The following is an 11,322-nucleotide window of genomic DNA, read 5'->3' on the forward strand; positions in this document are numbered from 1 at the left end:
CGGGGTTCCCGGGACCGCCCCTCACCCATGTGTCGGGGATACTGGACAGCGCAGACGCAGAGGGAAAGGCCACACATCGTGACTGAGATCGAGATCGGGCGCGGCAAGCGCGGCCGCCGGGCATACGCATTCGACGACATCGCCGTCGTCCCGAGCCGCCGGACCCGCGACCCGAAGGAGGTCTCGATCGCCTGGCAGATCGACGCCTACCGCTTCGAGCTGCCGTTCCTGGCCGCCCCCATGGACTCCGTGGTGTCCCCGCAGCACGCCATCCGCATCGGCGAGCTCGGCGGCCTCGGCGTCCTCAACCTGGAAGGGCTGTGGACCCGGCACGAGGACCCGCAGCCGCTGCTGGACGAGATCGCCGAGATGCCCGTCGAGAGCGCGACCCGCCGGCTCCAGGAGATCTACTCCGCCCCCATCCAGGAGGAGCTGATCGGGCAGCGCATCAAGGAGGTGCGCGACTCCGGCGTCGTCACCGCCGCCGCGCTCTCCCCGCAGCGCACCGCCCAGTTCTCCAAGGCCGTCGTCGACGCGGGCGTGGACATCTTCGTCATCCGCGGCACCACGGTCTCCGCCGAGCACGTCTCGGGCGCGGCCGAGCCGCTGAACCTGAAGCAGTTCATCTACGAGCTGGACGTCCCGGTGATCGTCGGCGGCTGCGCCACGTACACCGCCGCCCTGCACCTCATGCGGACCGGCGCGGCCGGCGTCCTCGTCGGCTTCGGCGGCGGCGCCGCGCACACCACGCGCAACGTGTTCGGCATCCAGGTCCCGATGGCGACCGCCGTCGCCGACGTGGCCGGGGCCCGCCGCGACTACATGGACGAGTCCGGCGGCCGTTACGTGCACGTCATCGCGGATGGCGGCGTCGGCTGGTCCGGCGACCTGCCGAAGGCCATCGCCTGCGGCGCGGACGCCGTGATGATGGGCTCCCCGCTGGCCCGCGCGACGGACGCGCCGGGCCGCGGCCGGCACTGGGGCATGGAGGCCGTCCACGAGGACGTGCCGCGCGGGAAGCTGGTGGACCTGGGCTCGGTCGGGACGACCGAGGAGGTCCTGACCGGCCCCTCGCACACCCCGGACGGCTCGATGAACATCTTCGGCGCGCTGCGCCGCGCGATGGCCACCACGGGCTACAGCGACCTCAAGGAGTTCCAGCGCGTCGAGGTGACGGTCGCGGACTCCCAGCACCGCCGCTGAGTCTCCCCGTACGTACGCCGGAGGGCCCGGACCGCGATTCGCGGTCCGGGCCCTCCGGGTTTCGTTACGCGCCCTTCCTCGCACCGGCGACGGCGCCGACGGCGCCGAGGGCCAGGAAGAGGTACGTCTTGAAGTCGGCCGCCTCGCTGTACGCGTCCGTGAGGGCGCCGAAGTGGTCGAAGAAGATGCTGGTGGCGGACTCGTGCGCCAGGTCCGAGAGCGCGATCGAGATGCCCGCGAGCTGGCCGATGTACACGGCGCCGATCGAGAGCAGGACGCTGACGACGGTCACGGCGGGGTTGCCGCCGCCGAGCTTGCTCGCGGCGAAGCCGACGAGGAAGCCGACACCGACGGCGAGGTAGCCGATCTCGTGCTCGAAGTTGCCGAGGATGAGGCCGTAGACGAGCGCGCCGACGATCGCCGCGACCACGCCCGCGCCGAGGCCGAGCGCGATGTTGTTACGGGCCGGCGGGGCCGGGGTGAACGGGGCGGGGCCGCCGCCGAACGGGGCGCCGGGCTGCTGGCCGCCGAACGGGTTGCCGCCCTGGGGCTGACCACCGTAGGGCTGGTTCGGCGGTGGTACGGACTGGCTCATGCTGGGTTCTCCCCCTGGGGACGTCTGCGCACTGCTGTGCGAGGAATGACGCCGCAGGCTAGCAGCCGGTTCCGACATCGGCCCACCGAAATCCTTGGGGGAACTGGGCTGAGGGCCCGTCATCAGAGCCGGTGGGCGGCTCCGGCGGGGGTCGCGCCACGGGTGTCCAGGAGAAGTTGCGCCTTCACGGCGAGGCCCTGGAGGTCGTACGTGCGGTGGTGCTGGAGCAGCACCGTGAGGTCCGCGCCGGCGGCCGCCTCGTAGAGCGAATCGGCGCGGGGGACGGGGAGTTGGCGGACGCGCCAGTCCAGGACGTGCGGGTCGTGGAAGCCGATCTGGGCGCCCATGTCCATCAGCCGGGTGGCGATCTCGCGGGCGGGCGATGCCTCCTGGTCGGCGAGGTCGGGCTTGTAGGTGACGCCCAGCAGAAGAATTCTGGCGCCGCGCACCGCTTTTCCGTGCTCGTTGAGGAGGGTGGCGCAGCGCTGGATCACGTACTGCGGCATCCGCTCGTTGATCTCCTGCGCCAGCGAGACCATCCGCAGCGGGGGGCCGGGGGTGCGGTGGTGGTACGGGAGATGGCCCGGGTCGACCGGGGCGCCGTGGCCGCCGACGCCGGGGCCCGGGCGGAAGGGCTGGAAGCCGAAGGGCTTGGTCTCGGCGCACCGGATGACGTCCCAGAGGTCGACGCCCAGATCGTGGCAGAGGACCGCCATCTCGTTGACCAGGGCGATGTTGACGTACCGGAAGTTGGTCTCCAGGACCTTCGTCATCTCGGCCTCGCGGGTGCCCCGGGCGCGGACCACCTTGTCGGTGAGGCGGCCGTAGAAGGCGGCGGCGGACTCGGTGCAGGCGGGGGTGAGGCCGCCGATGACCTTGGGCGTGTTGGCGTAGACGTGGCTGCGGTTGCCCGGGTCGAGGCGGCTGGGGGAGTGCGCGAGGTGGAAGTCGCGCCCGCCGCGCAGGCCCGAGCCCTCCTCCAGGATCGGGAGCAGGAAGCCCTCCGTGGTGCCGGGGGGTACGGCCGATTCCAGGAGCACGGTGGTGTGCGGGCGCAGCCGGGCGGCCAGGGCGCGGGCCGCGTCCGCGACGGCGCTCAGGTCGAGGGTGCGGTCGGGGCCGAGCGGGGTGGGCGCGCAGATCACGGCGGTGCGGACCCGGCCCAGCTCGGCCTGGTCGGTGGTGGGCCGGAAGCCCAGCGAGAGCATGCGGCGGATGTCGGACGCCGGCAGCGATCCCTCGACCGGCGCACGGCCCGCCGCGACCTCCGCGAAGGCCCGGGGGTCGGTGTCGTAGCCGATGGTCTGGATACCGGCGTGGACGGCGGTCTGGGCCAGGGGCAGGCCGAGATGACCGAGTCCGATGACGGCGAGGTCTGCAGGCACTGGGTGGGCCGTCCTTCCCTTAAGACCAGGAGGCAGAAAGCGCAACCGCTGTGGACAGCGCTATGTCAGGTTAGGCGTAAATATGACCGATATGCCGCATTGTGGGGCCGTTGTCGTCCGGGTGTTGTCCACAGGCGGTGGCTGAAGTCGCGCAGCGCGGACAGAATCGATCTGTGGGCACGGGCGCCGAACGCATGGTCGGGGCCGCGATCCGTGCCGGACCCCGAGCAACCGGGAGGCAGCGGTGAGGACAGCGACACTGGGACCCGCGGAGCGCACCGAGGCGCTCGCCGCCATGGCCGAGCGCGAACTGGACGTGCTGGTCGTGGGAGCGGGCGTGGTCGGCGCCGGGACGGCGCTGGACGCGGTCACCAGAGGGCTCTCGACCGGTCTGGTCGAGGCGCGCGACTGGGCGTCCGGCACGTCGAGCAGGTCGAGCAAGCTGATCCACGGCGGCCTGCGCTATCTGGAGATGCTCGACTTCGCCCTGGTCAGGGAGGCGCTGAAGGAGCGCGGACTGCTCCTCGAACGGCTCGCCCCCCATCTCGTGAAGCCGGTGCCCTTCCTCTACCCCTTGCAGCACAAGGGCTGGGAGCGGCTGTACGCCGGCTCCGGCGTCGCGCTGTACGACGCGATGTCGGTCTCCTCCGGGCACGGCCGGGGCCTGCCCGCGCACCGTCACCTCTCCCGCCGCCGGGCCCTGCGCGTCGCCCCGGCCCTGAAGCGGGACGCCCTGGTGGGGGCCCTGCAGTACTACGACGCCCAGATGGACGACGCCCGCTATGTCGCCACGCTGGTGCGCACCGCCTCCGCGTACGGCGCGCACGTGGCGAACCGGGCCCGGGTGACCGGCTTCCTCCGGGAGGGCGAGCGCGTCGTCGGCGCCCGCGTGGAGGACGTCGAGGCGGGCGGGGAGTACGAGGTCAGGGCCAAACAGGTGGTCAACGCGACCGGGGTGTGGACGGACGACACCCAGTCGCTGATCGGCGAGCGCGGCCAGTTCCACGTACGGGCCTCCAAGGGCATCCACCTGGTCGTCCCCAAGGACCGCATCCACTCCTCGACCGGCCTGATCCTGCGCACCGAGAAGTCCGTGCTCTTCGTCATCCCCTGGGGCCGGCACTGGATCGTCGGCACCACGGACACCGACTGGGACCTGGACAAGGCGCATCCGGCCGCCTCCAGCGCCGACATCGATTACCTCCTTGAGCATGTGAACGCGGTCCTGTCGACGCCCCTGACCAGGGACGACGTCGAGGGTGTGTACGCGGGCCTGCGGCCCCTGCTGGCCGGTGAGTCGGACGCCACCAGCAAGCTGTCGCGCGAGCACACCGTCGCCCACCCGGTGCCGGGCCTCGTCGTCGTCGCGGGCGGCAAGTACACGACGTACCGGGTGATGGCGAAGGACGCCGTGGACGAGGCGGTGCACGCCCTCGACCAGCGGGTCGCCGACTGCGTCACCGAGGACATCCCGCTGCTCGGCGCCGAGGGCTACCGCGCCCTGTGGAACGCGCGCGCCAGGATCGCCGCCCGCACCGGCCTCCATGTCGCCCGGGTGGAGCACCTGCTCAACCGGTACGGCTCGATGACCGAGGAGATCCTTGAGCTGATCGTCGCCGACCCGGCGCTGGGCGATCCGCTGCCGGCCGCCGACGACTACCTGAAGGCCGAGATCGTGTACGCCGCCTCGCACGAGGGCGCGCGCCATCTGGACGACGTGCTGACCCGGCGCACCCGGATCTCCATCGAGACCTTCGACCGGGGCACCCGCTCCGCCCGGCTCTGCGCCGAGTTGATGGCGCCGGTCCTCGGCTGGGACGCCGGGCGGATCGACCGGGAGACCGAGCACTACGAGAAGCGGGTGGAGGCCGAACGCGAGTCGCAGCGCCAGCCGGACGACCTGACGGCGGACGCGGCGAGGCTGGGGGCACCGGACATCGTGCCGCTGCTGTGAGCACGCCTCAGCCCGGGCGCGGGCAGAACTCCGCTTCCAGGAGGCCCGGTTCCAGCGTGTCCGCCTCGGCCAGGGTGTCCGTGTCGATGCGGTAGGTCAGCGTGTGGCGGCCGTCGCGGGTGGTGGCGGTGCGGACGTAACTGCCCGCGATGCGGCCGTTGTGGCCCCAGACGGTGACCCCGCAGGACAGCCGCTCCGGATAGACGCCGAGGCCGTAGATCCCGTCCGTGGCGGAGGTGTCGAGGAGCGCGGAGAGCTGAGCCGGTCTCAGCAGCCGCCCGTCCAGCAGGGCCGTGTAGAAGCGGTTGAGGTCGGGCAGCGTCGAGATCAGCCCGCCCGCGGCACCGGCCGTCCGCGGGTCCAGCTCGGTGACGTCGCTGAGGCTCCCGCCCGGTGTCGAGCGGGAGTAGGCGCGGCCGTGCGGGGCGGGGAGGGTGGTGCGGCTGCCGGGGAGCGAGGTGCCGGTGAGACGGAGGGGGGGGCGATGATCCGGCGGCGGATCTCCGTCGCGTAGGAGTGGCCGGTGACGCGGCGGACGACGAGGCCGAGGACGGCGTAGTCGGTGTTGGAGTACGTGTAGGTGCCCGGGGCGGCGGCGGGGCGGTGGGCGGTCGCGGTGCGGACGGCCGCCGCGGCGGAGAGGGGGTGTGCGGTGGCGTCGTCGGTGTAGTCGTACAGGCCGCTGGTGTGGCCGAGCAGGGCGCGCAGGGTGATGCGACGGCCGTCGTTGCCGTGACCCCGGATCAGGCCGGGCAGGAAGCGCTCGACGGGGTCCGTCAGGCGCAGCCGCTCCTCCCTTGCGAGTTGGAGGACGACGACCGCGACGAACGACTTCGTGACGCTGCCTGCCCGGAAGCGGTCCGCGTAATGGATGCCGGGCCCCGTCGAACGGTAGGTGTCCCGGCGCGAGCGGGCCGGATCGTGGGCCAGGAGCGCCGCGTCGGGGGCCCCGCCCGGGCCGGTGAACCGGGGGAGGTAGGCGGTGGCGGGAGTGAGGTGTGGTTCGCTGGACACGCGCGCCGTTCCGAGGCCGCACAGCGCAAGCACCACCAGGGTGACGAGCACGGCCCTGGCCACCGGCATGACGGCATGTCCCTTCCGGAGGCGGCCCTTGGGGCGTACGGCGGGACTGTACGGACAGGGCCCCGGCCCCCATCATGGCCGAGCCGAGGACCCGGCACCGGGACCGGTCCCGGGGTGAGGGACAATGAACGCTCTGCCAGGGCGGGTTGATCGCAGAGGGGACGCATGTCGGAGGCGGAGCAGGCACGGGAGCCCCAAGGGGACACGGACGGACGTCTCCTGGCGGGGCGGTACCGGCTGGGGGAGGTGCTCGGCCGGGGCGGTATGGGCACGGTCTGGCGTGCCGTTGACGAGACCCTGGGCCGCACGGTCGCGGTCAAGGAACTGCGGTTCCCGTCGGCCATCGACGAGGACGAGAAGCGCCGTCTCATCACACGTACGCTGCGCGAGGCCAAGGCGATCGCGCGCATCCGGAACAACGGCGCGGTCACGGTCTACGACGTGGTGGACGAGGACGACCGGCCGTGGATCGTCATGGAGCTCATCGAGGGCAAGTCGCTGGCCGAGGCGGTCCGCGAGGACGGTGTCCTGACGCCGAAACGGGCCGCCGAGATCGGCCTCGCCCTCCTCGACGTGCTGCGCTCCGCGCACCGCGAGGGCATCCTGCACCGCGACGTGAAGCCGTCCAACGTGCTGATCGCCGAGGACGGCCGGGTCGTGCTGACCGACTTCGGGATCGCCCAGGTCGAGGGCGACCCGTCGGTCACCTCCACCGGCATGCTCGTCGGCGCCCCCTCCTACATCTCGCCGGAGCGGGCGCGCGGCCACAAGCCGGGACCGCCCGCCGACCTGTGGTCGCTCGGCGGCCTGCTCTACGCGAGCGTCGAGGGCTCCCCGCCGTACGACAAGGGCTCCGCCATCGCGACCCTGACCGCTGTCATGACCGAGCCGCTGGACCCGCCGAAGAACGCGGGCCCGCTGGAGGAGGTCATCTACGGGCTGCTCACCCGGGACCCCGAACAGCGGCTGGACGACGCCGGGGCGCGCGCCCTGCTCAACGACGTCATCAGCTCCTTCGAGCAGCCGGAGCGCCCCGCCCCGGCCCCCGCCGACGCCACGCAGGTCATGGCGCTGCCCAAGGGCGTCGCCGACGCCGAGGCGGGCGAGGGCGCCCGGGACCGGCTGCGCGGCGCCCTGCGCTCCGTGCGCAACGCCAGGACGCCCGCCGCGGGTGCGGCCGCCGCGCCCGTCACGGCACCGCCCGTCCCGGCCCGGCCGACCTCCGCGCCCGGCGCCGCTTCCCCCTCCGGGGCCGTGCCGCCGCAGCGCCCGGCCTCCTCGCCGGTGACCGCTCCCCGGGCGTCCCTCACGGACGTGGTCCCGCGCCGCACCCTCGCGATCATCGCGGCCGTCATCGTGCTCGCGGTCCTCGGCACCGTGCTGGCGATCACGCTCAACGGCGGCGACGACAAGCCCGACGGCTCCGGCAAGAACACCACCGGCGCCTCCGCCCCCGCCGGGACGCCGAGCGACGGTGCCCCGTCCGGCTCGTCCGACGCAGCCCAGGGCGACAGCGGCAAGGAGCAGGACTCCGGCGAGGACAAGGGCAAGGGCCAGGACGACGACGCGGCCGGTGAGAAGGGCGAGGACGGGAAGAGGGGCGGCAAGGGCGAGGACGCCGTGCCCGCCGGTTACCGCACGGTGACCAACAAGCGGTTCCACTTCTCGATCGCGATGCCCAAGGGCTTCCGCTTCGACACCACCTCCGGCCAGGGCGCCGGGGCGATCTACAACGCGGGCGGCGGTTTTCCCCGCCTCCAGGTCGACTACACCTCCTCGCCCGGCAACGACGCCGCCGCCTCGTGGAACTCCGCCCGGGGCGGGGTCGCCGCCACCAGCACGGGCTACCACCACCTGGGCATCAAGAAGGTGGAGTACAACGGCTATCCGACCGTCGCCGACTGGCAGTTCGAGCGTACGCAGCAGGGACAGCGGGTCCGGGTGCTCAACCGGGGCTTCAAGGCGGACAGCGACCACGGCTACGCGATCATGATCAGCTGCAAGGCCGACGAGTGGGACGGCAAGGAGTGCCGGGCGCTGCGGAAGGCGGCGTTCGACTCGTTCAAGCCGGTCGACTGAGGCGGGCGGCGGCGGGATTCGGTGCGGCCGGGCCGCCGGTTGGGCCGACCCTGCCGCGCGCTCGCCGCTTGCCACGTATGGTGAGAGCCCGGAGACCGTACGCAGCCGGAACGCGCAGTCAATTGCACCGCAAGCGACTGTGATCGACCGATTCGGCGCGGTCTCCGTGGCCGGGGGACAGCGCGCTCTGGGGAGGCGTCGTGGACGACTACGCGGGTCGGGTGCTCGCCGACCGCTACCGCCTTCCGCTGCCTCCGTCCGACGTGTACGAGCTCGTGGAGACGCGGGCCTTCGACACGTACAGCGGCCAGGAGGTGCTGGTCCGTCAGGTGCCGTTGCCCGAGGTCGTGGACGCGGAGTTCGTGGAGGGCGACGGGCGCGCGTCCGCCGCGCCACGCACCGCCCGGCAGCCCGCCGACCCGGCTGTGCGGCGCGCCATCGAGGCAGCCCAGGCGGCGGCCCAGGTGCCCGACCATCCGCGCCTGGACCAGGTCTTCGACGTGTTCGCGGAGGAGGGCTCGCTCTGGATAGTGAGCGAACTCGTCGCGTCCCGCCCGCTCGCCGCGTTGCTGGCGGAGCGCCCGCTGAATCCGTACCGCGCGGCCGAGATCGGCTCCGACGTGCTGACCGCGCTGCGCGTGCTGCACGCGCACGGCTGGACGCACCGCAACATCACCGTACGCACGGTGCTCGTCTGCGACGACGGACGCGTCGTCCTCACCGGCCTCGCCGCCGGGGCGGCCGAGGAGGCGCTGTGCGGCTACAGCCCGGTGCCGCGACCCGACGACGAGGAGCCGGACGAGGAGGGCTTCGGCGGGCCCGCCGTCGAGACCGGCCCCACCGGCCCGTACGTGCCGCCCGCCGGTCTGGTGCCCGCCTCCCGGGGACCGGCGGCCATCGGACCCGGCCGTCCGTACGGCTCCGAGGAGGGCCCGGCCGGGCGCTACGCCGCAGACCCCGCTGACGGCGGCACACCCCGGCCGGTGCCGCCCGCCGGACTGCCCCTGCCCGCCGCCGGGGCGGACAGCGCGGCGCGCGCCCGGGCCGGTGCCATCGCCGCGTACCGCGCGGGCACCCGGGCCGCCGCCCGCCGGGAGGCGCCCCCGGACCGGGACGAGTGGGCGCGGGACACCGCACCGTCGGGCCCCGGCGCGCCGGGCGGTCCCGGGGACGACGCCTACGACGCGTACGACGAGGAATCCGGGCCCTGGAGCGCGCTGCCCCCGGCACGGGACGACGCGTACGACGACGACGCGTACGACGACGGGGGCGAGCCGCGCCCCGGCCCCGAGCTGCCGCAGTTGCCCGGAGGCTGGGTGCGGGGCCCGGACGCGCCGGGGCCGTACGCCGCCCTCCCCTACGACGAGGACGACGACGAGGACGACGAGGACGAGGGCCCGCCGCCCCGCCGCCTCCACCTCACCGGCACCTGGGACGACGGCCCCGCCGCCGGGCGCCCCGTGTCCGCGGGCGGCTCCCGCGAGGACGCGCTCCGCGCCGACGCCGCCCGCCGCGGCACGCTCCCGCCGGACCGGGAGGCGTACGGCCGTGAGACGCCCGGCCCCGACGCGCCCTCCGGCCGCTGGGACGACGAGGACGCCGACGCCCCCGGAGCGGCCGGATACCGCGGGCCCGCCACCGCGCTCGCCGCCGAGCGGGCCCGGCAGGCGCGGATCGCCGTGGTCGGCGCGGTCACCGAGCGGTGGGCGCCCGAGCAGGCCGGTCCCGTCCACGGCAACTGGCAGCTGGCGCCGCCCATCGGGCCCGCCACCGACCTGTGGGCCCTCGGCGCGCTGCTCTTCCGCGCCGTCCAGGGGCACGCCCCCTACCCCGAGGACAGCGCGGCCGAGCTGGTCCAGATGGTGTGCGGCGAACCGCCCGCGTTCGCCGAGGAGTGCGGACCGCTGCGCCCGGTGGTGGAGTCGCTGCTGCGGCAGGACCCCACCGAACGGCCCGACGTCGAGGAGCTGAGCGGCTGGCTGCGCTCCCTCGTACGGTCGGCGCCGGAGCCGGAGGCCGGGTTCGACGTCGTGCCGCTGCCCGCCGAGGACGCGACACGGCTCCCCGTCGTCCGCAGGCGCGGCGAGCTCGTCCGCAAGCGGCGTTCCCGGCGCGGCGGAGGGACGCACGCCCGCGGGCGCCACCCCCACGAGGCCGTGGACCGCACCGCCGTCACGCACCGCGAGCCACGCCTGAAGCCGCCCCGCGAGCCCCGTGAGCCACGCGCGCCCCGGGAACCCCGCGCGCTGCGCCAGGGCGACCAGCCGCGCAGCCTCGGCCGGACCCTGCTCGTCCTCGTCATGCTGGCGCTGGTCGCGGCCATCGCGTACGCGGTGCTGTTCATGCCCAAGTCCGGCGAGGAGGACGGCAAGGGGACCGGCGCCGCCCCCTCCCGTACCGCGTCCGCGCCGCCCGCTTCCACGACGCCCGAGCCCCCGTCCGGCGCGTCCGGGAAGCCGTCCGCGCCCGCTTCCTCCGGGGCGCAGAAGCCGCAGACCAGCCGGTCCGCCGCCGCGCTCGCGCCCGGGTACGCCCTGCGCAAGGACGCCGAGGGCTTCGAGGTCGGGCTGCCCAAGGGCTGGCAGCGCAGCCCCGCCAACGCGGAGCGTCAGATCCGCTACGGCAGCGACGGGTTCAGCGTGCTCATCGTCCCCGGCCGCGACACCGCCAGGGCCAACGGCAGCGATCCGCTCGACTACCAGCGGGACAAGGAGCCGGAGCTGAAGCCGTTCCGGGACTCCAGCTGGTCGTCGGCGAGCGGCCTGCGGCGTACGGACATCGGCCGACAGGCCATGGCCGAGGGGCAGTTCACCTGGCAGGACGCCAACGGCCGCGAGGTGTACGTCCGCAACCTCGTCATGCTCGTCGGCGGGCGGTACCACATCCTCCAGGTCATCGGCCCCGAGGACGAGCGCGACCGGATCACCGAGATCTACCAACAGGCCAGCGTCTCCTACCGCGTGACGGGCTGAAGCACGGGATTCGCATCACAGTGCGGTCTCGTGGGCGATGCGAGGTTCCGT

At 73.8% G+C, this 11,322-nt stretch carries 8 protein-coding genes; 4 read left to right on the top strand and 4 right to left on the bottom strand.

What is annotated here, in order from left to right; translation table 11 throughout:
• Nucleotides 1-78: 78 nt before the first annotated feature.
• A complete protein-coding gene (locus ACZ6C6_RS17750; protein ID WP_328719853.1) occupies nucleotides 79-1,203 on the top strand; it encodes a GuaB3 family IMP dehydrogenase-related protein in 1,125 nt (374 codons plus the stop codon).
• 64 nt (nucleotides 1,204-1,267) lie between these two features.
• Here ACZ6C6_RS17750 and ACZ6C6_RS17755 read toward each other — a convergent pair whose 3' ends face one another.
• Together ACZ6C6_RS17755 and ACZ6C6_RS17760 are read right to left on the bottom strand one after the other, a co-directional pair.
• Nucleotides 1,268-1,798, bottom strand: coding sequence for a hypothetical protein (locus ACZ6C6_RS17755; protein ID WP_469203691.1), 531 nt, complete (start codon nucleotides 1,796-1,798; stop codon nucleotides 1,268-1,270).
• A 122-nt stretch (nucleotides 1,799-1,920) separates the two neighbouring features.
• On the bottom strand, nucleotides 1,921-3,183 hold the full coding sequence (locus tag ACZ6C6_RS17760; RefSeq protein WP_469203693.1) for a nucleotide sugar dehydrogenase: 1,263 nt from the start codon (nucleotides 3,181-3,183) through the stop codon (nucleotides 1,921-1,923).
• 244 nt (nucleotides 3,184-3,427) lie between these two features.
• On the opposite strand from ACZ6C6_RS17760, the gene ACZ6C6_RS17765 reads away from it, so the two are divergent.
• Entirely contained in the window at nucleotides 3,428-5,137 is a 1,710-nt protein-coding gene (locus ACZ6C6_RS17765; protein WP_469203695.1) for a glycerol-3-phosphate dehydrogenase/oxidase, read from the top strand.
• 7 nt (nucleotides 5,138-5,144) lie between these two features.
• On the opposite strand, the gene ACZ6C6_RS17770 is transcribed toward ACZ6C6_RS17765, so the two are convergent.
• On the bottom strand, nucleotides 5,145-5,501 hold the full coding sequence (locus ACZ6C6_RS17770) for a serine hydrolase (protein WP_469204022.1): 357 nt from the start codon (nucleotides 5,499-5,501) through the stop codon (nucleotides 5,145-5,147).
• Nucleotides 5,465-6,220, bottom strand: a complete 756-nt coding sequence (locus ACZ6C6_RS17775; RefSeq protein WP_469203697.1) for a serine hydrolase domain-containing protein — start codon at nucleotides 6,218-6,220, stop codon at nucleotides 5,465-5,467. Before ACZ6C6_RS17775 ends, ACZ6C6_RS17770 begins: the two co-directional genes overlap by 37 nt.
• A gap of 165 nt (nucleotides 6,221-6,385) precedes the next feature.
• On the opposite strand from ACZ6C6_RS17775, the gene ACZ6C6_RS17780 reads away from it, so the two are divergent.
• Both ACZ6C6_RS17780 and ACZ6C6_RS17785 read left to right on the top strand, forming a co-directional pair.
• The gene (locus ACZ6C6_RS17780) at nucleotides 6,386-8,299 is read left to right on the top strand and encodes a serine/threonine-protein kinase (protein ID WP_469203699.1); all 1,914 of its coding nucleotides are present in this window, start codon (nucleotides 6,386-6,388) and stop codon (nucleotides 8,297-8,299) included.
• 200 nt (nucleotides 8,300-8,499) lie between these two features.
• Complete coding sequence (locus tag ACZ6C6_RS17785) at nucleotides 8,500-11,271, top strand: protein kinase (RefSeq protein ID WP_469203701.1); 2,772 nt, start codon at nucleotides 8,500-8,502, stop codon at nucleotides 11,269-11,271.
• Nucleotides 11,272-11,322: the final 51 nt, after the last annotated feature.

The sequence above is a fragment of the Streptomyces sp. NPDC041814 genome (assembly GCF_055590565.1).